The 25,021-nt window shown below is 59.1% G+C and carries 21 protein-coding genes; 12 read left to right on the top strand and 9 right to left on the bottom strand.

The genetic code is table 11. From position 1 onward, the window contains the following. Positions 1-30 precede the first annotated feature (30 nt). The gene (locus EPZ47_RS17815) at positions 31-1,110 is read left to right on the top strand and encodes a tartrate dehydrogenase (protein WP_135846015.1); all 1,080 of its coding nucleotides are present in this window, start codon (positions 31-33) and stop codon (positions 1,108-1,110) included. Between the two features lie 269 nt (positions 1,111-1,379). Here EPZ47_RS17815 and EPZ47_RS17810 read toward each other — a convergent pair whose 3' ends face one another. From EPZ47_RS17810 to EPZ47_RS17800, 3 genes are all read right to left on the bottom strand, one after another. Then, positions 1,380-2,087, bottom strand: coding sequence for a cupin domain-containing protein (locus EPZ47_RS17810; protein ID WP_135846014.1), 708 nt, complete (start codon positions 2,085-2,087; stop codon positions 1,380-1,382). Positions 2,088-2,129: 42 nt separating this feature from the next. Beyond that, positions 2,130-2,987 carry a GNAT family N-acetyltransferase gene (locus EPZ47_RS17805; protein WP_135846013.1) on the bottom strand — a complete coding sequence of 286 codons (858 nt, stop codon included), beginning with the start codon at positions 2,985-2,987 and terminating at the stop codon, positions 2,130-2,132. Between the two features lie 224 nt (positions 2,988-3,211). Continuing rightward, entirely contained in the window at positions 3,212-4,138 is a 927-nt protein-coding gene (locus EPZ47_RS17800) for a 2-hydroxyacid dehydrogenase (protein WP_135846012.1), read from the bottom strand. A 287-nt stretch (positions 4,139-4,425) separates the two neighbouring features. On the opposite strand from EPZ47_RS17800, the gene gabT reads away from it, so the two are divergent. From gabT to EPZ47_RS17785, 3 genes are all read left to right on the top strand, one after another. After that, positions 4,426-5,718, top strand: a complete 1,293-nt coding sequence (gabT, locus tag EPZ47_RS17795) for a 4-aminobutyrate--2-oxoglutarate transaminase (RefSeq protein WP_135846011.1) — start codon at positions 4,426-4,428, stop codon at positions 5,716-5,718. Positions 5,719-5,805: 87 nt separating this feature from the next. Further along, positions 5,806-6,462 carry an HAD family hydrolase gene (locus EPZ47_RS17790; RefSeq protein ID WP_135846010.1) on the top strand — a complete coding sequence of 219 codons (657 nt, stop codon included), beginning with the start codon at positions 5,806-5,808 and terminating at the stop codon, positions 6,460-6,462. 45 nt (positions 6,463-6,507) lie between these two features. Then, the gene (locus tag EPZ47_RS17785; protein WP_135846009.1) at positions 6,508-6,996 is read left to right on the top strand and encodes an Lrp/AsnC family transcriptional regulator; all 489 of its coding nucleotides are present in this window, start codon (positions 6,508-6,510) and stop codon (positions 6,994-6,996) included. A 13-nt stretch (positions 6,997-7,009) separates the two neighbouring features. Here EPZ47_RS17785 and EPZ47_RS17780 read toward each other — a convergent pair whose 3' ends face one another. After that, positions 7,010-9,436, bottom strand: a complete 2,427-nt coding sequence (locus EPZ47_RS17780; RefSeq protein WP_238346652.1) for an ATP-binding protein — start codon at positions 9,434-9,436, stop codon at positions 7,010-7,012. A 34-nt stretch (positions 9,437-9,470) separates the two neighbouring features. Further along, complete coding sequence (locus tag EPZ47_RS17775; protein ID WP_135846008.1) at positions 9,471-10,424, bottom strand: alpha/beta fold hydrolase; 954 nt, start codon at positions 10,422-10,424, stop codon at positions 9,471-9,473. A gap of 236 nt (positions 10,425-10,660) precedes the next feature. On the opposite strand from EPZ47_RS17775, the gene EPZ47_RS17770 reads away from it, so the two are divergent. Beyond that, positions 10,661-11,320 (top strand): MFS transporter, encoded by a 660-nt coding sequence (locus EPZ47_RS17770; protein WP_135846007.1) that lies wholly within the window; start codon positions 10,661-10,663, stop codon positions 11,318-11,320. Between the two features lie 309 nt (positions 11,321-11,629). On the opposite strand, the gene EPZ47_RS17765 is transcribed toward EPZ47_RS17770, so the two are convergent. Both EPZ47_RS17765 and EPZ47_RS17760 read right to left on the bottom strand, forming a co-directional pair. Continuing rightward, on the bottom strand, positions 11,630-12,277 hold the full coding sequence (locus tag EPZ47_RS17765) for a VOC family protein (RefSeq protein WP_135846006.1): 648 nt from the start codon (positions 12,275-12,277) through the stop codon (positions 11,630-11,632). A 75-nt stretch (positions 12,278-12,352) separates the two neighbouring features. Then, complete coding sequence (locus tag EPZ47_RS17760; protein WP_135846005.1) at positions 12,353-13,153, bottom strand: hypothetical protein; 801 nt, start codon at positions 13,151-13,153, stop codon at positions 12,353-12,355. 208 nt (positions 13,154-13,361) lie between these two features. On the opposite strand from EPZ47_RS17760, the gene EPZ47_RS17755 reads away from it, so the two are divergent. Next, positions 13,362-14,108, top strand: coding sequence for a substrate-binding periplasmic protein (locus tag EPZ47_RS17755; RefSeq protein WP_135846004.1), 747 nt, complete (start codon positions 13,362-13,364; stop codon positions 14,106-14,108). Positions 14,109-14,182: 74 nt separating this feature from the next. On the opposite strand, the gene EPZ47_RS17750 is transcribed toward EPZ47_RS17755, so the two are convergent. Beyond that, positions 14,183-14,563, bottom strand: coding sequence for a winged helix-turn-helix transcriptional regulator (locus EPZ47_RS17750; RefSeq protein ID WP_135846003.1), 381 nt, complete (start codon positions 14,561-14,563; stop codon positions 14,183-14,185). A gap of 92 nt (positions 14,564-14,655) precedes the next feature. Here EPZ47_RS17750 and EPZ47_RS17745 point away from each other — a divergent pair, with 92 nt between their 5' ends. The 3 genes from EPZ47_RS17745 to EPZ47_RS17735 all read left to right on the top strand — a co-directional run bounded on the left by EPZ47_RS17745 (position 14,656) and on the right by EPZ47_RS17735 (position 19,591). Then, positions 14,656-15,066, top strand: a complete 411-nt coding sequence (locus EPZ47_RS17745) for a DoxX family protein (RefSeq protein ID WP_135846002.1) — start codon at positions 14,656-14,658, stop codon at positions 15,064-15,066. Positions 15,067-15,566: 500 nt separating this feature from the next. Then, positions 15,567-16,586, top strand: a complete 1,020-nt coding sequence (locus EPZ47_RS17740; RefSeq protein WP_238346763.1) for a substrate-binding domain-containing protein — start codon at positions 15,567-15,569, stop codon at positions 16,584-16,586. Beyond that, a complete protein-coding gene (locus EPZ47_RS17735) occupies positions 16,574-19,591 on the top strand; it encodes an EAL domain-containing protein (protein ID WP_135846000.1) in 3,018 nt (1,005 codons plus the stop codon). Before EPZ47_RS17740 ends, EPZ47_RS17735 begins: the two co-directional genes overlap by 13 nt. Before the next feature lie 91 nt (positions 19,592-19,682). Here EPZ47_RS17735 and EPZ47_RS17730 read toward each other — a convergent pair whose 3' ends face one another. Further along, a complete protein-coding gene (locus tag EPZ47_RS17730; protein ID WP_135845999.1) occupies positions 19,683-21,899 on the bottom strand; it encodes a TonB-dependent siderophore receptor in 2,217 nt (738 codons plus the stop codon). 292 nt (positions 21,900-22,191) lie between these two features. On the opposite strand from EPZ47_RS17730, the gene EPZ47_RS17725 reads away from it, so the two are divergent. The 3 genes from EPZ47_RS17725 to EPZ47_RS17715 are packed head-to-tail and all read left to right on the top strand — an operon-like array spanning position 22,192 to position 25,021. Next, positions 22,192-22,995, top strand: coding sequence for an ABC transporter ATP-binding protein (locus EPZ47_RS17725; protein WP_135845998.1), 804 nt, complete (start codon positions 22,192-22,194; stop codon positions 22,993-22,995). Beyond that, positions 22,992-23,975, top strand: a complete 984-nt coding sequence (locus EPZ47_RS17720; RefSeq protein WP_135845997.1) for a FecCD family ABC transporter permease — start codon at positions 22,992-22,994, stop codon at positions 23,973-23,975. The genes EPZ47_RS17725 and EPZ47_RS17720 overlap by 4 nt, the downstream gene beginning before the upstream one ends. Then, complete coding sequence (locus tag EPZ47_RS17715; protein WP_135845996.1) at positions 23,972-25,021, top strand: FecCD family ABC transporter permease; 1,050 nt, start codon at positions 23,972-23,974, stop codon at positions 25,019-25,021. The genes EPZ47_RS17720 and EPZ47_RS17715 overlap by 4 nt, the downstream gene beginning before the upstream one ends.

The raw sequence follows: 25,021 nt of genomic DNA, 5'->3' as shown, positions 1-25,021 counted from the left end.
GTTTGAACAGACATTCGGGAGCCACACTTGATGAGCAAACCATTTCGAATCGCCGCGATTGCTGGCGATGGCATCGGTAAAGAGGTCCTGCCTGAAGGACTGCGGGTACTGGAGCAGGCCGCGAAAAAATGGCAGTTGTCGCTGAGTATCGAAGTGCTTGATTGGGCCCACTGCGATTACTACCTGGAGCACGGGCAGATGATGCCCGCTGACTGGTTCGAGCAACTCAAGGGCTTCGACGCGATCTACTTCGGTGCCGTGGGCTGGCCGGACAAGGTCCCGGATCACATCTCCCTGTGGGGCTCGCTGCTCAAGTTCCGCCGCGACTTCGACCAGTACGTGAACATCCGTCCGGTGCGCCTGTTTCCGGGCGTGCCGTGCCCCTTGGCTGGGCGCGAAGCGGGGGACATCGATTTTGTGGTGATCCGCGAAAACACCGAGGGCGAATATTCCTCGGTCGGCGGCAAGATGTTCGAAGGCACCGAGCATGAGTTCGTGCTCCAGGAGTCGGTGTTCACCCGCCGAGGGGTCGACCGGATCCTCAAGTTCGCCTTCGACCTGGCCCAGACCCGGCCGCGCAAACGCCTGACGGCGGCGACCAAATCCAACGGCATCTCCATCAGCATGCCGTACTGGGACGAGCGCACGGCGTTGATGGCCGAGCAGTACCCGGATGTGCAATGGGACAAGCAACACATCGACATTCTGTGTGCTCGTTTCGTTTTGCAGCCGGATCGTTTTGATGTGGTGGTGGCATCGAACCTGTTCGGCGACATCCTCTCCGACCTGGGCCCGGCCTGCGCCGGCACCATCGGCATCGCCCCGTCGGCCAACCTCGATCCGCTGCGGCGCTTCCCGTCGTTGTTCGAACCTGTGCATGGCTCGGCGCCGGATATCTATGGGCAGAACATCGCCAACCCGATTGCGATGATCTGGTCCGGTGCATTGATGCTGGACTTTCTGGGTAACGGCGATGAGCGTTATCGCGCGGCCCATGATGGGATTCTCAAGGCCATCGAGCGGGTCATCGCTGAAGGGCCTATTACCCCCGACCTGGGTGGGAAAGGCTCGACCCAGGATGTGGGCAAAGCAATCGCTGCAGCGCTTTGAGGCCTGACACTAACCTGCGACACTTCTTGCCCGCGCACACTGCGGGCTTTTTTTTGCCGCAAGACTGATATCCACCACAAGCCCCAGTGGCAGCAAGCTTGCTCGCGAAAGCGGTGGGTCAGTTGCTGTGATGTTGGGTGTGCCGCCGTCATCGCGAGCAAGCTCGCTCCCACATTGGGTCCTGGGTGGCCGCGAGATTTGTGTCCACCACGAATCCCCTGTGGGAGCGAGCTTGCTCGCGATAGCGTCGGCGCTATCGCCACGCAGGATTATTTGACGACGTAGACCTTGCGCACATAGACGCTGCTCTTCCAGGCACACGGCGCATGCAGGGGCACGAATACGGTGTCGCCAGTGTTGACCGTCAGGTCGGTGCCATCGGCAGCTTGCAGGGTGACGCTGCCTTCGAGCAGGTGCATCAGCTCATGCAGTTTGTGCGGCCGTGACTTGCGGGTATAGGGCGTCGAATCCCAGATGCCGATGCGCAGGTTGCTCGCTTCCTCGACAAACAGATTGTGCGAGCGACATTGCGGCGGCGGACTGAGCAGTATCTCGTCGTCGGGTGGTGCGGAGGGTGAGAGCAGGGTGTGCGCCGTCAGCGCAGTCAACCCAGGAGCGTTTGCCGCAACAAGTTGGGTATCGGCGCAGAAGGCCCAGACAGACTCCGCTTGCGCCTCGACCTCAAGCGCCGTCCCCCGACCGATCACCGCGCTTTCACCGGGCTTGAGCTGCAGCGCCTGCCCCTGGTTGCGCAGTGTCACGCTTCCGGCATGCACCACGATCGTTTCGCTGAAGGGGTATTCGGTTGCGCTGAACCGACCGCTTGCCCGGACCACGCCGGCAGCCATGCCGTCCGTTCCGGCATAAGCGATGAGCCGCTTGAACGGATCGTTGGCCGCCAACGAACCTGAGGTGAATGGCGTTGAGGCGAGGCGGCCATCGGCGTGTGCCAGCAGCACTGCAGTGGGTTCGGACATGAAGGTGATTCTCCAGGGGAGCGTTGAGAGGACGTAGGATTTTCAGCCAATAGCCTGGGTCACCAGCGCGAACTGTCGCACGTCGCCGCGAGCCTCTGGGGGCGTGCCACGGGCCATCTGCGCGACGGTGTCGACCTGCTTGAGTCCAGCTGCTTCCAGCCAGGGCGCCAGGCCGCTGTTTGAGGGAATGTCGATGCGTACGAAGGCGTCCGGCACCTGGGCCAGCAGCGAGGCGATCAAGTGCCGGGCCTGCTCAGGGTTTTGCGCGATGACCGGGCCGATACAGCGACCTCGGCCGAAGGGGCGCAGCAAAGCGAAGGCGCACAAATGACCGTCGTGCTCTATGCCCACGGCGTGTTCAACGACATCGAACAGGTCATTGAGCACGGCCTCGCGGTCCAGCCCGCTACCGGCGTTGGCCAGCTTGATCAGCTCGGCCTGATCGGCTGCGGTCAGCACACGGCACTGCTCGCCAACAGTCAGTTCCGGCAGGGCAGGCACCAGCGCCTGCCCCTGATGCTGCTGGATATGCCCAAAGTCAACGAACCCCTGGCTGGCATACAGCGGGGCACCGGCCAGTGTCGCATTGAGAATCGCGGTGCGCGATCCGCAAGCTTCGATTGCCAGTTCCATCAGTTTGCGACCGATGCCCTGGCCCTGGTACTCATCATCGACGATCACCAGGCCAATGGTGGCGTAGCTGCCCTGGGCGCAGGTGAACGCAGTACCGATCAAGCGGCCCTGGTCTTCCACGACAAAACCCTCGGCGATGCGCTGCAACATCGCCCAGTCTTCCAGGCGATGGGGCCATTTCAGCTGCACGGACAAGGTGTGCGCCGAAGGTACATCGGCTGCGGTCATGGAGCGATAAAAGTAGGTGGGGCGTTGCGACATGGACATGGCAGATCACCACTGAAAAGGCCTGTAATCGGACGGTTTTTGTCCGCTGAAAGTGTGTGTATCTCACCTGCAACGAGGCCTGACAAGGGCCGCTAATTGATTCGGCAGGTTCCGTAAGCAACGGTGCGGCCGGCCACATTTCTTGCTCAAATCCGACGCCGGGCCAGCAGGAAATACTGGAGCGTTTTTCCGCCTTCGAGACTGCACAAAAGGCGGAGGAAGGGTCAGTAGTTACGCTCACGATCAACCAGGCCCAGCATCGATTCACCCCGTTGATGCCGGCGGATATTCTCCAGCAACACGCCAAAGGCACTCTCGGGCTGAGTCATCGCGGCGATGTGTGGCGTCAGCAGTATCTGTGGATGGTCCCAGAACGGATGGTCCGAGGCAGCCGGTTCCTGTTCCAGGACATCGAGCACCGCCGCGCTGAGTTGGCCGCTGGCAAGCGCTTCAAGCAGGTCCGTCTCGACCAGATGCCCACCCCGGCCCATGTTGATCAAGGCGGCACCCTCGGGCAGATGCTGGAACAGCTGACGGTCGAGAATTCCTCGGGTCTGCTCGGTCAACGGCAGGACACACACGACGATGTCGCACTGGCTGAGAAAGGCCGGCAGTTGCTCGGTGCCGGCAAAACACTCCACCCCTTCAATACGATGCTCGCTGCGGGCCCAGCCCGACAAGGCAAAGCCAAAGGTCTTCAAGGTGGCGAGTATCTGCTGCGCCTGCAAACCCAGGCCCATGACCCCGATCCGGCGTTGCCGGGCGGGCACCAGCCGGTGCGCCTGCCAGCACCGTTCGGCCTGTTGCTGGCGGTAGCGCAACATGTCCCGATGCAGACTGAGCACCGCGAAACTGGCGTACTCGCACATGCCCTGACTGATCCCCGGGTCGAGCAAGCGCACCACCGGCAGCGTCGTCGGCAAGCGACCAAGGTCAAGCTGATCGACCCCGGCTGACAAGGCGAACAGAACCTTGAGGTTCGGCAACACGGTTTCGATGTCATCCGGTGCCTGCCAGGCCGCGAGGTACTGAATGTCCCGCGCGTCGCCGATATCCGGCCAGGCACGCCACTCGATATCCGGAGCGTGTTCGGCGAACAGGCGCCGCCAGTGTTCGCCGCGTACCGGGTCAGCTTTATAAAGCAGGGCCATGGATCACTTCTCGCCTGAAATTAAGGAGTATCCAGCATGCCTCAACGCCAGAGCAGGATCTGTCGAAAGGACCCGCTTAGCCGCATTACGCTGCGTTGTAAGACGCTCTTGCCGGCAGATTCCATGGGGTGGGAGGTCTCTGGAGTTTTCTGCTGTTTGCCGGGGTGTAAACAGTCGATCCGGATTTCTCAGCGGCCAAGTTCGGCTTAGACAATCGCGTCGAACCCTTAACCTGTGAACACAGCGCAACCGCTTCCTGGGTGCGAGGCTCACGATGGGAAATGCCAATGAACAGTAAAGTCGAAGAAACCCCAAGTCTGCTCCGTCAACGTGATCAATTCGTGCCACGTGGCCTGGTCACCGCGCACCCACTGGTGATCGACAGGGCCCAAGGCTCGCAATTGTGGGACGTGGACGGCAAGCGCTACCTGGACTTCGTCGGCGGTATCGGTGTGTTGAACATCGGCCACAATCACCCCAAGGTGGTCGCGGCGGTGCAGGCCCAGTTGCAGAAAGTCACCCATGCCTGCTTCCAGGTCGTGGCCTACAAGCCTTACCTGGACCTGGCCCAACGCCTGTGCGAAATGATCGGTGGCCACGAGGCCTACAAAGCGGCGTTCTTCACTTCCGGCGCCGAAGCAGTGGAGAACGCGGTGAAGATTGCCCGTGCCCACACCAACCGCTCGGCGGTGATCGCTTTTCGCGGCGGGTTCCATGGCCGGACTTTGCTCGGCACTACGCTGACCGGGATGAGCCAGCCGTATAAGCAGAACTTCGGTCCGTTCGCGCCGGAGGTGTTCCACACCCCGTATCCGAACGCTTATCGCGGCGTCACCAGTGAGATGGCGCTGCTGGCGTTGGACGAGCTGTTGGCCACGCAAGTAGCCCCTGAGCGGGTCGCGGCGATCATCATTGAGCCGGTGCAGGGCGATGGCGGTTTCCTTTCGGCACCGGCCGAGTTTCTGCAGGGTTTGCGCGCGCTGACGCAAAAGCACGGCATTGTGTTGATTCTCGATGAAATCCAGACCGGTTTCGGTCGCACCGGGAAATGGTTCGGTTTCCAGCATGCTGGCATCCAACCGGACCTGGTCACCGTCGCCAAAAGCCTCGCCGGCGGCTTGCCGTTGTCCGGCGTCGTTGGCAAGGCTGAGATCATGGACGCGCCGCTCCCTGGTGGCCTGGGTGGCACATACGGCGGTAACGCGCTGTCCTGCGCAGCGGCGCTGGCGGTGATCGACGCCTATGAGCAGGAACAACTGCTGGCCCGTGGCGAAGCCCTGGGCGAGCGTCTGCGCCAAGGCTTGTTGCAGTTGCAAGCGCGTTACCCGCAAATTGGCGACGTGCGCGGCAGCGGCTTCATGCTGGCCATCGAGCTGATCAAGAATGACGACGCCCGCACCCCGGATGCCGAGCTGAATCAACGCCTGATCGACGAAGCGCGAGCGGGCGGCTTGCTGGTGATCAAATGCGGGGTCTACCGCAACGTGTTGCGTTTCCTTGCGCCGCTGGTGACGACTGAAACGCAGATTGATGAAGCGTTGCAGATTCTCGACGCCGCCCTGGCGCGCGTCCTGGGTTGAATGCCAGCGTGCATGACGTTTGCCAAGGCAAGCGTCAGTGCTGGTTAATGGAGCGTGATCGATGGGACATCATCGGAGACTTTAAAGATGAGGCTGACTGAATATCGGGCGTTGTTGATCGACTGCGATGAGGTTCTGGTGGATCGCGACTCCGGCGTCTGGAGTGCGTTGCAGCCGCTGCTGGAGCAGCACGGCGACGCACCGGACAAGGCCCGCGTGCTGGCCGAGTTCGATGAGGTGCTGCAAGCGCTGTATCCACGCTTTGGCGAACTGGGTTTCAGCGGCTTGCTGTGCTTCGCCCACCGGCAATTGGCCGAGCGCTGGAAGCTCAAGATCAGTTGGGAGGAGGGTATGAGCTTCGCCCGGTCGGCTGCCGTCTGGACGCTGTTCGAGGACGCGCCGGGTGCGATGCTCTATTTGCGCAAGTTCTATCGCCTGCTGGTGCACGGCGATCGCGATGCAGAGGACCGGGGCGCCCTGTGCGAGCGCCTGGGCATCGAGCCGGAGGATTTTATTTCCCTGGCGAGCGACCCGTTGCAGGATCACGAGTGGTTGTTGGCCAACGATCTGGATGCTGAAGCTATCCTACAGATAACCCGTCCTGGTGCCCGTCCACACAAGGTCGGGGCGGTTTGCCTGATCTGTCGCAGCAGCGAAAACCCGTCCACGCCATGCACGGCGGACTATTGCATCAACAGCATGGCTGATCTGGTGGCTCAGCATCAGCTGTCTTTACGACGCTGATTTTGTTAGAAGATTGTCTTACAAACGGTAGGCAAGAGGTATGCGATGGAAGGTTTAGCGAAACTGGACCGGATCGACATCAGCATTTTGGTAGAGCTTCAAAAAGACGGTCGCATGACCAACGTCAGCCTGGCCGATGCCGTGGGGTTGTCCGCCAGCCCCTGTTTGCAGCGGGTCAAGCGGTTGGAATCGCTGGGGTATATCTCCAGCTACAAGGCCCATCTGAACCTGGCCAAGATTACCGATTCGGTGACGGTTTTCACCGAGATTACCCTGAGCGACCACAAACGCGAGGATTTCGCCAAGTTCGAATCCAACATCCGCCTGGTGGATGAAGTGCTCGAATGCCACCTGATCAGCGGCGGCTACGATTACCTGGTGCGCTTCATGACCCGCAGCATCCAGGACTACCAAGACGTGATGGAAAGCCTGCTGGACAAGAACATCGGCATCTCCAAGTACTTCAGCTACATCGTCATCAAGTCACCCGTGCGCAAGGACGAGATCCCGTTGCGCAAGCTACTGCGGCATTGATAAGGCGTCATGTTCAGTGTGACCCAGCACTGCCATCAGCCGAATGAATCAGCGCACCGACTCGCAGACCCAGATCGGTCAAGTTGAACGGCTTGGTCATCACCCGAGTCGTTGCGTCGACCGAGACCAGGCTTTCGCCCTCGGCAAACCCGGTGATGAACAACACTTTCAGCGTTGGGTGCCGGGCCCTCAGTTCGTCCGCCAGGTTGATGCCGTTCATGGCGCCGGGCAGGCCGATGTCTGTCAGCAATACATCGATGTGCTCGGCGTTATCGGCTTGCTTCAAGGCCGAGTCGCTGTCCAGCGCCTGGAGGACGCGGTAACCGTTTTCGCTCAGGAACTCCGCGACCATTTGGCGAATGGCCGCTTCGTCGTCAACCAGCAGAATCGTTTCGTTGCTCCCAGGTGGCAGCGGTTCAATTCCGGTCGGCTTGGCGCTTTTCAGCGGGGAGGGGAACCGGCGCACAACAGGAAAGTACATCGTCACCGTCGTGCCCACTCCGACGGTGCTGTGGATCTTCACCTGACCTCCGGATTGCTGGGCGAATCCGTAGATCATCGAAAGACCCAAACCGGAACCTTCACCAATGCGCTTCGTGGTGAAGAACGGATCGAACACGCGAGACATGATCTCGGCACTGATCCCCATGCCTGAGTCCGTGACCGATATCCCCACGTACGGGCCCGCAGGCATTATCTTTTCGCTGGAAGACTTTTCGTCGATCACGCAGCGGTACACATCAAGCTTCAAGGCGCCACCCCCGGGCATCGCGTCCCGAGCGTTGATCGCAAGATTGAGCAGTGCGTTTTCCAGTTCATTGGGGTCGCACTTGATCGGGTCGTTGCTTCTGAAAGAACACTCGACATTGATGCTGGGGCCCACGGAGCGCCGGATCATCTCCTCAAGGCCCGCCACCACCCGGCGCGGTTCGAGCACTTCCGGCTGGAGTGATTGCTGCCGAGAAAACGCCAGCAAACGCTGGGTGAGGGCGGCTGCACGTGCCGCCGAGGTCAGGGCGACGCTGTTGTAGCGCGACAGTTGGTCATAGTGGTGGCTGTCAATGCGGCGTTGCATCAGTTCCAAACTACTGGTGATGCCTGCCAGCAGGTTGTTGAAGTCATGGGCGATACCCCCGGTCAGTTGGCCGACGGCTTCCATTTTCTGACTTTGCCGCAACTTGGACTCGGCCAAGGCGCGCTCGTGTTGTTCGGCCTCAAGCTGCCCGGTACGCTGGGTGATACGTTCTTCGAGCCGATCGTTCCAATCCCTCAGCGCGGCCTCCAGCTGTACCCGTTCATTGATATCTTCGACGGTGCCGTACCACTGTTCGCATTGCCCACCAGGGCTCAGGCTGCAAAACGCCCGGATCCTGAACCATCGGTATTCCCCGGTGAGTTTTCGCAGGCGGATTTGCGAGTCGAAGGGTTGCAGGTTTGACAGCGACAAATTCCATAACCGGGCGATGGCGATTTTGTCGTCGGGGTGCGTTGCATTGAGCCACTGGCGCCCCAGCGTCTGTGCCGGTGACCTTCCGGTGTAGTCATACCAACGCTGATCCAGGGACATCACTGCGCCATGGCTGTCGGCCGTCCACGGCCAGTGAGGGTTGAGCTCGGCCGCGATCCGGTAGTGTCTTTCGCTTTCACGCAGTTTTTCTTCGGTCAGGCGCATGGCCTGCAGCGCTTTGGAGCGCTTTAATGCCGCACCGAGCAGGTTGCCGTAACCGCGCAGAAAATCGATATCGCTCTCGGCAAACTGTCGCGGATGACGACTGTCGACCTCGAAAATTCCGAAAGGGCGTGTTTCGGTGGCGCCAAAAACCAATACGTTGACGAACGCCTGGACCCCGTTTTGCCGTTGAAAATCGTGGTAGCGAAAGCGTGTTTCAGCCGAGATATCCGTTGAGATGACGGCGCTACCGGTATCGAGGGAAAAGTGTTCCGGGGTTCCTTCCAATGCCTGCACCCGGACGTTGCCCACGACCCCCGGCGTCCAGCCCACGCCGTTTCGCACGAGAAAGGTGAGGCCGTCGTCCTCCAGCAGCATGAACTTCGCCAGCTGGGTTTGCAGTGCATCTCCCACCAGGCGACAGGCCTCGTCGAGGATGTGTTCCAGATCGTCTGAAACCAGGGCCAACTCACCGAATTCGGCGAGCACCTTGCGTTGACGTAATAAAGTGTCTTCGATTGCCATGTGGGTCACCCTTGGTACGTCCTCAGTATCGGAGGGCAGGGTGGCGGCTAGGTTCACACGGATCGATGACCGTGCTTGCCAGGGGGGGCGAGGGATGAGCGACAACGCAAAAGCCCTTCGTGGGAAGGGTTTTGCTAGGTGGATGCTGAATCTGTGACCACCCGAGATCAGGTGGGAGCGGGCTTGCTCGCGAAGACGGCGGCACTCCAGGATTGATGCAAGCTGATCCACCGCTTTCGCGAGCAAGCCCGCTCCCACAGTAGATCACTCTGCACCGCTTTTATTCCTGAAGAAACTTCAACAGATCCTGATTCAGACGATCCTTGTGAGTCTCGGTCAAGCCATGGGGGGCACCGGCGTAGACGATGAGTTTAGCGCCCTTGATCAGTGCCGCCGAGGCCCGACCCGATGCGTCGATAGGTACGATCTGATCGTCGTCCCCATGGATGACCATGGTTGGCACATCGAACTTCTTCAGGTCACCGCGAAAATCGCTGGCCGAGAACGCCGCGATCGAGTCATAGGTATTCTTGCTGCCGCCCTGCATGCCCTGCGCCCAGAAGGTCTGGATCAGACCTTGGGACGGCTTGGCACCCTTGCGGTTGTAGCCGAAGAAAGGGCCCGAGGCGATGTCCAGGTAAAGCTGCGAACGGTTCTCCAGGGACGCCTTGCGCAGGCCATCGAACACTTCGATGGGCAGGCCGCCAGGGTTGGTTTCGGTCTTGAGCATCAGCGGCGGTACGGAGGAAACCAGGACCGCTTTCTTCACCCGACCGGTACCGTGGCGACCGATGTAGCGAGCCACTTCACCGCCCCCGGTGGAGAAACCGACCAAGGTCACGTCCTTCAGGTCCAGCGCTTCAATGACCGCCGCCAAGTCGTCGGCGTAGTGATCCATGTCGTTGCCTTCCCAAGGCTGGCTGGAGCGTCCGTGGCCGCGGCGATCGTGGGCGACCACGCGATAACCCTTCGAGGCGAGGAACATCATCTGCGCTTCCCAGCTATCGGAGTCCAGTGGCCAGCCGTGGCTGAAGGTCACGACCTGGCCATTCCTCGGACCCCAGTCCTTGTAGTAAAGCTGCACGCCATCCTGGGTGGTGATGTAACTGGCGGACTGGACAACACTGCCGACAGCGGACGCGCTCGCACCGGCCTGAACAGGTGATGCGGCCTCGGCGCTGAGGGTTGCGAGGGCCAGGGTCGCGACGGCCATGGTGCGGTTGAAAGTGTTCATCGTTGCTCTCTCCATAAGGGTCGGTTTGATCTGCTGCGATCGTCATCGATCGCTTGGTGGGCAGATTAAAGCGAGAGGCCGATGACCAGAACTGCAGGGTGTCGATAGCAACTATGGGAATAACGGATACCTGCGTTATCCCGATAATCAAGCCGAACAAAATTGCGTGACGAGGGTTTGCCGGTGCCTCACCGTTTCGCGCTCTGCGTTACGCTTTTGGAGCGCGAAGCGCATTTGTGGGCATCTTGTTGCTCATGCCCTCGATACCCACCCAGAAGAAAATGTCGATCAAGAGTCAACTCAAGATTTTGAAGCAAGGGTCTGTCTGGCTCAGCCTTTCGACCGTCGTATTTGTATTTGCGACGATGTTCTCCGGCTATAGCTTTATTGCCGAGTATCTGGAAGGCGTCACTCACATGAATGGAACATGGGTGAGTGCAATGTTGATGGCGTTTGGTATTTTCGGGTTCTTCGGGAATTTTTTGTTCAGCGCCTGGCTGCAAAAAAATGCAATCCGTACCAGGATCATCTACCCGCTGCTCTATATCGGTATTTACGTACTGGTTTATCTTCTCGGCGGATCATTCTCGGCCATGGTGCTGTTGACCCTTTTGTGGGGGCTGCTGCACTCCGCAGGCCTGGTCATCAGTCAGAGTTGGTTGATGCGTGACGCCAGTGAAGCGCCAGAATTCGCCAATAGTCTCTATATCTCATTCTCGAACTTGGGTATTACCCTAGGTGCGTCGTTGGCTGGTTGGGTCATCGCGAGTCTGGGTACGCACAACCTGGTATGGAGCCGCATCATTTTTGCCGCGCTGGCGCTTCTGAGCATCGTTGCGAAATTGAGCCTCTATGGAAAAGGCCAGGCCTCTTCGGCGCCTGTATTGGCCCATTGAGAGCGTTTCAACTTTTCGTCACAGACTTGCTGCTCTTAAACCACTGTAGCCCTCAACCAAAAGAAGGCATCGGCCCCAACGAGTGCAAGATCCACGTGACCGCCGCTACGGCGGCCAGCACCGCGACGACAAGGCCGATCAGCACCCACTTCAGGATTTTCCACCCTTTCGACGGCTGAGACCTTGGCGCGAGCGTCTCTACCGTGAGCGTCATCCCCCCGTCACATCGCTGGCAAACAGCAGTGTCGTGAAGGAGGAGGGACCCGCATTGATCACAGTTTGTCATGTCGTCACTTCTAGGTTCAGGCTTCACTCTCGTGAAAGCGGCAATGTTTTCGAACCACTTGGCGTTTGAATATGCGCAAGCAGATAAGGGGTTGAAGCCAGGGCGAGTGCATGCAGCTGAACCGGTCCAGAAAAGTTCATGGCCGTCAGAATCTCTTTGATTTTTTCCGGATCGGTGTGGAAGACCTCCAATGCCAACAGCGAGCAACCTTGGTCCTGGAGTGTGCTCGCCGGGTGCGGTCCGTCGGCCCATTGGATGAGGGTGGGGGCTGCTCCGGCCAAGGGAAGGTTACCGTCGGTCGGTACGGTTATGTGCCAGTTCAATGATCCTCTCGTCATCGGTTCAATGGCTCCGACAATGTCGTGGCAAGCGTCATGGGCAGCCTGGATATCATCGGTTCGGGCAACCCAGGTCGCCAGCCGTGCCGGGGAATGGGGAGCCAACTGATCAAGGCCAAACCAGCGGGCCCGGTCCGGACGTTCAGCGCTGGGGTCCACGGCGATCACTTCCAGATAGAGACCGGGGCCAAGGTGAAGCAGCCGGTTATGGGTACCCATGCGGGAATGGGCGCCGCCTGGTTGAAGTTCGACGCCCAGCGCGCTTGTCACGAATCTGCAGCCGGTGTCGAGGTCCGGTGCCACGATGACAAGGTGATCGACAGTGGTGTGCATGTGTTCAGCTCCTGCTTAGTGCTGCCTCAAGTGAGCAGCATTGTGGTCCGTCGTGGGCTTGTTGAAGCGGGAGGCTTAATACTTATAGACGATGCCCAGCTTACCCATGATCTCCAATGCATTGACCAGGCCCAAGCCGTTCATGGGCAGGCACGCAAAGCTCTGGCATTCATCGAAATGAGTGCCGATGGCCAGCAACTTCAAATCATGAGCGTCCAACTGCGCGTTGAAGTACTGGAGCAGTGCCCGTTCCCAATCGTTGGCGCCGTTAACAGCATTGATGGTTTTACGCTCAGGCTTGGAAACTTCAATGCCCAACTGCCGTAACGGTGCCAGGGCATTTACCGCATCGACCCCATAGGACGACCAATCCTTCCACTCGAACCGGGCCAACTGATCAGCCCCGGTGAGTGCTGACTCGACTTGCGTCCAGGCCCAATCCCACTGCGCTGTCGGGGCCGGAATGTTCCCAGTGAGTGCTTGCGCTTGTTCCTCATCAAACAGGCAGTAAAACAGGTCGGCCAGCGTATCGGTCAAATCGAGCGGCGGCGCTTGTACCTGGGTATCCAGATCCCGACTCAAGCGCTGCCACAGACCGTCCAACTCCTCCCAGTCCTCTTCATCCATGCCATCCTCGATCACCTGAGCCTTGTGGCCGCGCTGGTAATTATCCAGCCGCGTCTTGCGCACACGAATCCCATCCTCGGCGAGGCCGACTTCATAGCTGGTGTAATCCAGATAGTTGGTCTGGAAAACGATGCGGTCAGTAAACACATCATGAACAATGCTTTCTTGCGCATCGAAATACGCCGCGCCCTCAAGCTTGCCATGGGTGGTGGTGACACGTTGAAACGACAGCAGGTCGATTGGCTTCATGTAGGTGGGATCGTATGAAGAGGGGGAGATGGACGCCCAGGATAAGTTGAGCGCCGCCCGGTTGGCGCTGATCGTACATCAAGGTGTAAAAATTGCTAAGGGAAGGCGGGTGGACTGCATCAGCCGTCAGGCGCGTGTTTGGGTCTATGCTTATCTTGTCCTTTCAAGAAGGCCCCTATGAACACCGAACGGTCCACCAGGAGAGCACGTGAAACATACGACACCTGCCGCAGTGCTGCTCTGTCTGTTGCTCGGCACGGTTGCCAGGGCCGAGGAGTATCAGGTCGTCACTGAGGAGTGGGCACCGTATAACTACCAGGAAAACAATCAGCTCACTGGCATGACCACGGAAGTCGTCCGGGCCATCATGGCGCTGACCGGAGATGACTTTGAAGTGCTGCTCAAGCCGAGTATGCGCGCCAGCCAGATACTGAAGACCCGGCGCAAGACCATCATGTACTCCATGTTCCGCACGGCGGAACGCGAGTCGTTGTACAAGTGGGTCGGCCCGATCGTGGAAGAGTCCATTCACCCCTATCAGTTGGCCAGTGCGCCGCCGCTGAGCTCCCTGGAACAACTGCTGCGCGCCCCGCAGATCACCACGCGCCATGCCGGCCTGGTGCCGCAGATGCTGCAGTCGCTGGGCTTCAACAACCTGGACAAAAGTGCAACCGAGAGCAAGCAGCTCTACCGCATGCTGCTCGCCGGGCGCACCAGCATCATCGTTGGCGACACCGATGCGGGGGTGGCTTACTACAGCCGCCAGTTGGACATCGCCCCCGGCACGCTGCGCAAAATCCCCATCGAACTCTATCACTCATCGTTGTACATCGCCTTTAGCCTCGACTCTGAAGACAAAGTGGTCACCGCGTGGGCCCGTGCCCTGGAGCAGTTGCGCCGCTCTGGCGAGTTGCGGCGCATCCAGTATCGGTATGAGCAACCCGTCGGGAAATAAAAGCGCGTAACCGTCAAAGACTGCGATCCCCCTAAGATTGAGGCCTGCCCCAGTCAACCTGGTAGGACCATAGCTTACTTCGTACTGGCTTTGCGCCCACGAGCGCCAGGCTTAACCGGCACGCTTGTGCCGTACTCGCTCCACCAAGCAGTGAGCGCTTCCATCGTCGGGCCAAGGCCACGAGCCTTGTGTGTAATTTCATACTCGACGCGCGGGGGGACCTCCGCAAATACGGTTCGTGTTACCAAACCGTCGGTCTCCAGTTCGCGTAGCTGCGCCGTAAGCATGTGTTGAGTAATGCCTGGAATGGCTTTGCGCAGCTCGCCAAAGCGATAGACCCGCTGGTTGAGCAACCACATGATTTCTAACTTCCATTTTCCTGAAAGCAGGGCAAATGCGCGACGCATTTCCTCATGCATGTTCACTTCCACTTCTTCATTAGTCTGGTTTTCCATACTAAGCACCATTGATTCATCCTACTTGTCGCTAGTTATATTAGGCGACATCCTCTCGGCATATTGAACTTAATGCCGAGAGATCAAAACATATGACCACTGCATATATTTACTGGATCAGTACCGCGCTGCTGTCGCTGCTCTATTTCGCCTCCGCAGGCTTGTATATCGCCAAAGGCGATTTCGTGCGAAAGGCGCAAGCAGACTTGGGGTATTCCGCTCCATTTCTGGTGCCGCTCATGATCGTCGTCAAGATACTCGGCCCGCTCGCCATTCTTGGGCACTTCAACGTGGCGCTGAGCGATCTCGCCTATGCCGGTATGTTCTATCACTTGATTTTGTCTGGCATGGCTCACCTGGGCGCTCGCAAGCCTAAAGACGCACTTCCCGCCGCCCTGGGCCTGATTTTTTTGGTCGTCTCCTTCGCAACGCAAAACGCTGCTCGTGAAGTGCAGTCGCCTTACGCACCTGCAACTACCGTGTTTTCAGCATCTCTTAACTGATGGATATTCATTACGGGCTATAGCCTCACACCTGACGGCGGAATGGTCATTGACGCCGCGCGCTGAACCGCGCACGTAAGCCTTGTCGCTAAATTGACAGGGAATGCACATGACGTCTTGCGGCCGCAGGGCAAAAGCATCGGTATTTCCTTGCTACGGCGCCAACTGCAACCATTGCTGCGCATTGCCCTGGGTGACCTTGATCACCGGCCAGGCACCACGCCTCTTTGAAATGGCTTCATTCAAAAAAGACCTGAGGACAGCAGAACCGACTATTCTTTCGGGCAGTGAACACACTCTTATAAAAAAGGGACGTCATGTCAGATTATGATCGCGCCATCGGTTCCAGACCCGGCATTACATGCGGTGATCGAAATTGTCTGAGCAGGCCCAGGCTACTCTGGATGGCTTCAGTTACGGTTTTCTGTTTTTTCACGGCGGCTCCCGGCCACGGGCAGAACCTGCCAACCGCAGCGGCTGACGAAAACGCCGCCGTGACGGTGACTCAAGCGCAGGAAATCGTTGCCGGGGCCTCCCTCCAAGCCGTTCGCTGGAGCGGCCCGGAATCCGGCCCGAAGGCCCTGCGGGGCAAGAGCATCGCCATTGTCGCTGAAGATTTGCGTAATGGAGGCATTGTCGGTGTCGCCCAGGGCGCTCGCGAGGCAGTCAAGGCGATGGGGTGGACGCTGAGGGTCTTCGATGGCGCTGGAACACAGGCCGGGCGCGCAAAGGCCTTTGCCGATGCCCTGGCGGCGAACCCCGACGGCCTCATTCTGTGTGGCGCCGACGCCCTGGAGAACAAGGCAGAGTTGGCTCTCTTCGCCGACAAGGGGATACCGGTGGTGGGTTGGCACGCCGGGGCACGCCCCGGGCCGATTGACGGCACGCCGGTGGCCATGAACGTCTCGACCGACCCACTCGAAGTGGCTCGCCTCACGGCCATGGCGGCAGTGGCACAGTCAAACGGACACGCCGGCGTTGTCATCCTGACCGACTCCAAGTACGCCATCGCCATGGCGAAAGCCAAAGCCATGGAAAGCGTCATTCGCGCCTGTCGGGAGTGTACGGTGCTGGAAGTGCGCGATGTCGCGATTTCCGAAAGTGCCCAGAAGATGCCGGCGATCACCACGGAGCTGCTTCAGCGCTATGGCAAGCGCTGGACCCACACGCTGGCGATCAACGATATCTATTTTGACCACGCGATTGCCTCCTTGACCAAGGCCGCAATACCCAGCGACGGCATCAGTCTGTTGTCTGCCGGTGATGGCAGCTCTTCGGCTTTCTTGCGCATACAGGCCAAAACCTACCAGACGGTCACTGTGGCCGAGCCGCTCAACCTGCATGGCTGGCAGGTGATTGATGAATTGAACCGGCTGTTGGCGGGTCAGCCAGTGAGCGGTTTCGTAGCACCGATTCACCTGGTCAATGTCGACAATATTGCCTTCGACGGCGGGAAAAAACTCCTGTACGACCCTGACAATGGTTATCGAGAAATCTATCGTTACCAATGGAATCCCTGATATTGGACTTTACTTCCCGGCTCGGACGCCGGCTATTGCCGCAATCGCTACGCGCACAGTTCACACTGGCGTTTCTGACGCTCGCGCTGCTAATCCTGGCGGGAGGGGCAACTGCAGTCTATGCGTTGCGCACCTCAAACAGCGCCACCCGCCAATTGACGGATGAGCGACTGGTCCGCATGCAAGATGGGCAAGACATGCTGCAGCGTACGTTGCTGATCGAACGCCAGACCGATCAACTGCTCACAACCCGCTCTCCCGACACGCTGCGTTCAAGCTATGCGGCGACCGTCAAACAGCTTGCGGCCCTTGATCAGCTGGTGCAGCAGCTGACCGCCGCGAACAGTGGCGTCGCAATACTCGACATGCATCAGTCGAGTCAGATGTTCCGCAATACCGCTAACATCGTTGCGCAACTGCGCGACAGTCTGCTGCAAACCGAGGTGACCTTCGAGCAAACCCTGAAGGATTACACCGCTCGCCTGACCGCGACCCAGACCCGGGCCAGCCTGGAACTGGCGGTGTTGCTTTTCGATCTGCCGCAGGCTGTTGACAGTGATGCGGTGCAACGGCTTCGGATCCGATATGAGCGTCTGTCACGCACCGCAGGCACGTTACCCGACGCCGATAGGGAAATGCCCGATCTCTTCTCTCTGCGCCTGACGCTCATCGAACAGTACAACGTCATACGGCGCTTCAATGAGAAACTGCAGAATGAGGCCGGGGTTCTGGTCGCGGTGGCCCGTGCGCAATCCAATGCTTACACCAAAGACTATCGCGAAGCCGTGCAACGCCTGGTCGAGGCCTCAAATCGTAGCCAGCAATGGGTGCTGATCATGTTGGGCGCCAGCCTGGTGTTCGCCTGGTTCGTGACCCGGGTCTTCATGGGCCATCATGTGCTCGTGCGCCTGAATGAGATAAGCCGGCAATTGCGTCAGGAACACACTGACAAAAAGCATGTGATGATGGCCGAACATGGGAAGGACGAGATCGGCAACATGGCTCGTGCGGTGAATCAATTCCTCAAAGACCGCGTTCAGCTGGAAAAAAGAACCGTCCAACTGAGTATCGCCACAGAGCGGCTCGCCCTGCAAAACAGCCGATTGGAGCAAGAGGCAATCATCCGGGCCGGACAAGGCCATGTCCTGGAGTTGATCGCCAGGAGCACCGAGCTTGCAGAAGTCCTCGACAGCCTGGCTCACTTGGTCGAGTCCCAACTGGAAGGAATGATGGTGTCCATCCTGGTGCTGGATGAGGAGGGCACGCATCTGCTGCACGGGGCTGCCCCCAGTTTGCCGAAAGCCTATAACCAGGTCATTGACGGGGTTGCGATTGGTCCGAACGTCGGCTCATGCGGCACCGCGGTGTATCGACGAGAAGCGGTCATCGTCACCGATATCGAACTGGATCCGCTGTGGGAGGACTACCGTTCGCTCGCTGCGCTCTATGGGTTTCGTTCCTGCTGGTCGACGCCGATTCTGTCCCATGAGCGAAAGGTATTGGGAACGTTTGCCTTGTATTCCAGCACCGTACGCAGCCCGAGCTCGATCGAGAAGCGACTGATCGACATGGCGACACCGCTTGCCGGCATCGCGATAGAACGCCAACTGACTGAAAAACGCATTCGCTATATGGGCGACCACGATGCACTGACCGGTCTGCCCAATCGCACCCTGCTCGAAGACCGTCTCAAGCAGGCAATACTCTATGCCCAGCGCTACAACCGCCTGGTGACGGTGGTGTTTCTTGACCTGGACAAATTCAAACTGGTGAATGACAGCCTTGGACACAGTGCTGGAGATGAACTGCTGAAAACCGTCGCCCAGCGCATGCAGGAGTGTGTACGCCGCACCGACACCGTCGTGCGATTGGGGGGCGACGAGTTTGTGATCGTCCTGTTCGACCAGCCCTCGGACCTCGACGGTGTGACGCCAGCCTTGCGCAAAATCCAGGAAGCCATCCTGCGACCGATTCAGCTCAGCGGACATACACTCCACGTCACCTGCAGCATGGGGGTGGCTGCCTATCCTGCTGATGGCAGCGATCCCGACACGTTACTCAGCAACGCGGACGCCGCCATGTACCGGGCCAAGGAGTTGGGGCGCAACAGTTACCAGTTCTACACGAGCGAGATGAATAACAAGGTCCAGGGCAAGCTCGCCCTGCAAGACGGGCTTCGAAACGCACTCAACCATGACGAGTTCCTGCTGTTGTACCAACCGCAGGTGGATTTGCAGTCAGGTCAGATTGTTGGCGTAGAGGCACTGATCCGCTGGCAGCACCCGGAGCTTGGCATGGTGTCTCCCATCAAATTCATTCCGCAGGCCGAAGAGACCGGGTTGATCGTGCCCATCGGCGACTGGGTGATCCATACCGCGTGCAGACAGAACAAGGACTGGCAGGACGCAGGCTGGCCGCCGATTACCATGTCGGTGAATATTTCAGCCCGCCAGTTCATTGAAAGGGACCTGGTCGACCGAGTGATGCATGCCTTGCAAGAAACCGGACTGGACCCGATGTACCTTGAGCTGGAGCTGACCGAAAGCCTGATCATGCAAGACCTTCAGCAAGCCGTCAGCAAAATGAAGGAGCTGCAATCGATGGGGATCCGTCTCTCGATCGACGACTTCGGCACCGGCTACTCGAGCCTTGCGGCATTGAAAAGTTTCCCGATCGCCAGACTCAAGATCGACCAGTCTTTCGTGCGCGATCTGCCCGACAACGAGAACGACAAAGCCATCGCCACCGCGGTGATTTCGTTGGGGCATAAACTGAACCTCAAGGTCATTGCCGAAGGTGTTGAAACCGAAGAACAACTGAGCTTCCTGCGTGAAAACGGCTGCGATGAAATACAGGGTTACTTCTTCAGCAAAGCGGTCAGTGCGCAGGAGATCAGTCTGTTGTTGTGTACGCCTCGGTTGCTTCAACCGAGCCGCATTGTGAGCCCTGAATCGGTCAGGCAACGTGATGTAGAGCGCCCGAATAATCCAATGCCCAGGCATTGAGGGCTCGCCATATTCAGTTCGGCGTAGGGTTTCGATGTTCAGCACAGTTGCAAGGCTCGGTCGGCACCTGGAGTGCCGACCGAGCCCATGCTTACCACCTGAAGTTAACGGACGTCACCAACTCGCGCTCGTCGCCGTAGCGGCAGATGGCAAACTCACAGTAGGTGTACTTTTTGTTCGTCACATTGTTCGCGTTGAGGGCGATGTCCCAGTTCTTGTCGATCTGGTAGCTGGCCATGGCATCGAACAGGGTATAGGCCGGCATCTGCGAGTCGATACCCGAGGCCTGGGTCGTTCCCTTATAGCGAGCACCGCCACCGATCTTCAACTGCGGCAAGCCGAGCAGGGCGAAGTTGTAGTCAGCCCATACGGCGGCCTGGTGGTAGGGGGTATCTTCGCTGCGCTGGCCTACTTCGCTCTGGATCACGCTTTTGGTAATGCGGGCATCGGTGTAGGCGTAGGTCGCAATGACACTCAGTTGAGGCGTCACCTCTGTCTTGGCTTCCAGTTCCAGTCCGCGGGAGCGCTGTTCGCCAATCTGCTGGGGATTTAGGCCCGCCAGGTCGCGCTTCACTACGTTTTCTTGCGTCAGCTCATAAACCGCTGCGCTCAACAACGTGTTGCTGCCAGGGGGCTGGTAGCGGATGCCGATTTCGTACTGCTTGCCTTCGGTGGGATCGAATTTCTGGCCAGGTGCCTCGGCCACCGCAACCGGGAAGAACGATTCGCTGTAGCTGATGTACGGGGCCAGGCCGTTATCTGCCTGATAAACAAGGCCGGCACGCCAGGTGGTGGCTTCGTTGCTCTGGTCGAGCTTCTGGCCAGTGGCGAAAGCTCTTTGATCCTGGTCGGCCCAGTCGTGTCGACCGCCGAGCAACAGCAACCAATGGTCGTCGAACTTGATCTGGTCTTGCAGGTAGATGCCTGTCTGCAGGGTATCAATCTCTGAGCCACGATCACGACTTTGTCTCTTGTCCACCACTACCGGTTGCCCGTAGTTGTAGTCACCGATATTGATAGAAGGCGCATTGGCCCGGAAGTTATGCGAGTCGTACGAGGCATCGTAGGTGTCGGCGCCCACCAAGAAGGTATTTTCAATGCCGCCGATGTTCCAGCGTGTCTCGATATTGGTGTCGCTGGCCAGGGCCCTGGAACGCTCATGGCGATCGCTGTACTGACGACGCAGGATGCCCGTAGTGGCCGCGCTGTTGATGGCCGCCGCACTCGTCTGGGCCTGCAGGTATTTCCATTTCACATCCGCTTCGTAGTAACGCAGTTTGTTGCTGATACGGGTGTGCTCGTCGAAACGGTGTTCGAACTCGTAGCCAATGGCGGACATTTCGCCATTCATATCGTCGTAGTCAGGCTCACCGATGAAATCGTGGCGGCCGATGGTGAACGGTCCGTTGCCGACACCCTTGACGAGTTGGTAGGGCAGGGGGGCGGAGAAGCGTGTGTCACTTTTTTGATAGAAAGACAACAGTGTCAGCGAGGTGTCATCGTTCGGGCGCCAGGTCAGGGCCGGGGCGATGTAGGTCTTGTCGTCGTTGACGTAGTCCTGCTGGGTATCACTGTCGCGCTGAAGCATGGTCAGGCGATAGCTGAGGGTCTCGCTGTCGCCGAGGGGGCCGCTGAAGTCGGCTGTCAGTTGCTTGCGATCATGATTGCCGTATTGCAGGCCCAATTCATGCAGCGGTGTTTCGGTGGGGCGCTTGCTGACGCCGTTGACAAATCCACCTGGGGACAGTTGCCCGTACAGTACCGACGCCGCGCCGCGGATCACTTCCACGCGTTCCAGGCCGAAGGGTTCCTGGACGCCATCGTAGGAGTTGTTTTGCAGGCGCATGCCATCGCGTAGCGAGCCGCCGGTGGCGGACTCTACGTCGAAGCCACGAATGCGGAACCGATCGGAAGTCCGGTTGAAGCTGCTTGGCTGGCTGGTGAAACCCGGGGTGTAGCTCAGGGTGTCGGCCAGGGTGTCGGACTTGCGATCGCGCATTTCATCGGCGGTCACCACGGACAACGACTGCGGCGTTTCGGTAATGGCCGCGTTGGTTTTGGTGGCGCTGGTGTTACGCAAGGCGACTTTGCCGTTGACCGGGCCAGTCGGGTTCTCCAGGGGGGCGGCGTTGATGTTGATTTCGCCGAGTTGAACGGCGGCGCCCTTGTCGGGGGTGTCATCCTGCGCGGCGATCGCCTGGGCTGAAAAGATGCTCCCCAAAGCCAGTGCAAGGGTGCTCAGGTGAAACGCTGGGTGACGCGCGACGTAACGTTTTCCGGTGCCAACTGTTGTTTTTGTTCCGAGCATCGAGGGAATCCTTGAGTTTACATTTTGGCTTTGGGGGGCCTTATGCCCTGATTCAGTTCGATCAATAGACCATCAGGGTTGGTGTCTACTGGCCACATGTTAGCTGTAAATGATAAGGGTTTGCATTAGTGTTGTCAGTCTTGTAGGCAATTATTTTATTTTCGACATATCCTGTCGGCCACTTAATGCCCCCCTCGGCCGACTCCCTACGGTGTTACCGGACGAAAAAATATCGCGGGGGCGTTGCTCGACGAATCATTCGATCAGGCCTTTTGGGCGTGGAGGGACGGTCATGCTGAAAGCCACCGATGTGCGGCTGAGCTATGGCGAACAGCAGATTCTCAACGGTGTCAGCCTGGATATTCCTGAAGGGTGTTTCACGGCGTTGATCGGGGCCAATGGTTGCGGCAAGACCACTTTGCTGAATGTGCTTGCGCATATGTTGCGGCCGAGCGCTGGCAGCGTGCAGTTGGCGGGAAAGCCGTTGGGGCAGCATTCGCGTCGGGCGCTGGCGCAACAGATGGCGCTACTGCCTCAGCGCACCACATCGCCCGCCGGGATGAGTGTGCGTGAGCTCGTGATGCAGGGGCGTTTTCCCTGGCAGAGCTGGTGGCGCCAATGGTCCGAACAGGATCAACAGGCCATTGACCGCGCCATTGACCTGGCCGGCATCAGTTCCCTGCTTGATCGTTCATTGGCAACCCTGTCGGGTGGACAGTTGCAACGTTGCTGGATTGCCATGACCCTGGCCCAGGATACGCCAGTGATTCTGCTGGATGAGCCAACGACCTTTCTCGATATTGCGCATCAGATCACGCTGCTTGAGTTGCTGGTTGATCTGCGTGAGCAAGGCAAAACCATCGTGGCGGTACTGCACGACTTGAACCAGGCCGCGCGTTATGCCGACCACCTGGTGATGATGCGCGAAGGGCGCTTGCTCGCCCAGGGTGCGCCCGCCAAGGTATTCACTCGGGAAAATCTCAAGGCGGTGTTTGATCTGGATGCGCACATTATCACCGACCCTTATTCCGGTGATCCGTTATGCGTACCGCAGACGAGCCGAAGCCAGCCGTTGGCTGTGCGGGAGGCGATGTGAATCACGGTTTACGGTTGCCGGTCTGGCTGGGTTTATTGGTGGCGATTGCCCTGACGGCGCTGGTTCATCTGGCCGTCGGCGCCAAGGACATACCCTGGCATGAGGCTTGGCAGGCTTTGGTCGCCTATGCGCCAGGCAACCCCGACCAGAGTGTCATCCGTGGCAGCCGCTTGCCGCGTCTGCTGGTCGCGATGTTGGTGGGGGCCAGCCTGGGGCTCGCGGGTGCAATCATGCAAGCGGTCGGTGATAACCCGTTGGCCGACCCGGGCATTCTCGGCATCAACAGCGGCGCTGCGTTATTCGTCGTGTTCGGTTTGCTGGTGCTGCCGGGCAACGATATGTCGATGATTCCCTTATTTGCATTTGCGGGCGCACTGGTGGCCTCCATTGGTGTCCTGATGTTGGCGGGGCGGGGGCACAACCCGATTCGACTGACATTGTCCGGGGCGATGATCGCGGCGTTGTTCAGCGCGATTACCTCGATCCTGTTGCTGCTCGATCAGCAGGGGCTCGACAGTCTGCGTCGCTGGCTGACCGGCTCCATCGGCGTGACCGGGGGCTCGATGCAGGCTTGGGTCTGGCCCTATGTCTTGCTGGGCATGTGCCTGTGCCTGGTAAACGTCCGCGCATTGAATGCCCATCGTCTTGGTCCGCAGGCGGCGGCCGGCATGGGCGTCAATCTGTTGAAAATGCGTGTGCTCGGCCTGGCGTCGGTGGTGCTGTTGTCAGGCGGGGCAGTGGCCTTGGCGGGGCCCATTGGTTTTGTCGGCCTGGTGGTGCCCCATGCGGCGCGGTTGCTGTTTGGCGATGACTATCGCCGACTGTTGCTGGCTGCCCCGCTGCTGGGGGCATTGCTGCTGATCCTGGCGGATATCGCGGCAAGAACCGTGGTGCGTCCGTTCGAACTCAACACCGGTATCGTGACAGCCCTTATCGGCGGCCCCATTTTTGTCGTGCTGGTATTGAGGAAGGTCCGATGATGCGAGCGGGATTGACCTTGCCCCGAGCCTATCGGTTGCTGCCCTGGGTAGCCCGACCGATCGACTTGATTTCGGTGCTGTTACTGATGGTTGCCGTTGTGGGGTTGGCGCTCTATGCATTGACCGTTGGCAGCTACTCGCTGAATGTTGCCCAGGTATGGCAAGCCTTGCTGGCGCCTGAGCAAGTCAATTCGACCATGCGCAACCTGCTCTGGGAGCTGCGATTGCCGCGTGTCTTGCTGGCGGTCCTGGCCGGCGCGGCCATGTCCCTTGCCGGGCTGTTGATGCAGTCGTTGACGCGTAACCCTCTGGCGGCGCCGGGCCTGGTGGGCGTGGAGTCAGGCGCCAGTGTCACCATGTTGTTGATCATCGTGCTTTGGCCGGCGCTTTTGCCCCTGGAGTTTTATCCATTGGCGGCACTGGCCGGAGGGTTGGCGGTGGCGTTCTTCGTCGCGCTGCTGTCCTGGCGCCAGGGTATCTCGCCGTTACGCTTGATCCTGGTCGGCGTGGGGCTTACCGCCATGCTCAGCGCGGTGGCCGACCTGCTCATCACTTACGGCAATATCGACCAAGTGGAGTCGGCCCTGATGTGGCTGGGCGGCAGTCTGCACCGGGCCGGCTGGGCGCAGGTCCATAGCCTGGGCATTTGGCTGATGCTGGCCGGGGTGCCGTTGCTGTTCTGTCATCGTCAGCTGAATCTGTTGCAACTGGGTGAAAAAGTCGCGCTCAGTCGAGGCCTGAATGTCACGTGGGTCATGATTTCCTTGTTACTGTGCAGCGTCATGTTGACGGCGGCGGCAGTGGCAAACGTGGGCACCATGACGTTTGTCGGGCTGGTGGCGCCGCACCTGGCGCGGCAAATGGCGGGTGACCGTCATGGCGCGTTGATCCCCTTGTCGGCATTGGTGGGGGCGTTGTTGGTGTTGGCCGGTGACACCCTGGGCCGGGGGCTTTTCCCGCCTTTGCAGTTGCCTGCGGGGCTGGTTGTCGCAATTATCGGCGCGCCTTATCTGATTGTCTTGCTGGCGCGTCAGCGCAGTCGCTGA

Origin of the sequence: Pseudomonas viciae, assembly GCF_004786035.1 — a bacterium.
Taxonomy (GTDB): domain Bacteria; phylum Pseudomonadota; class Gammaproteobacteria; order Pseudomonadales; family Pseudomonadaceae; genus Aquipseudomonas; species Aquipseudomonas viciae.
The sequence above is the reverse complement of the archived record's forward strand: the minus strand, read 5'-3'. Positions and strand labels throughout refer to the sequence as shown.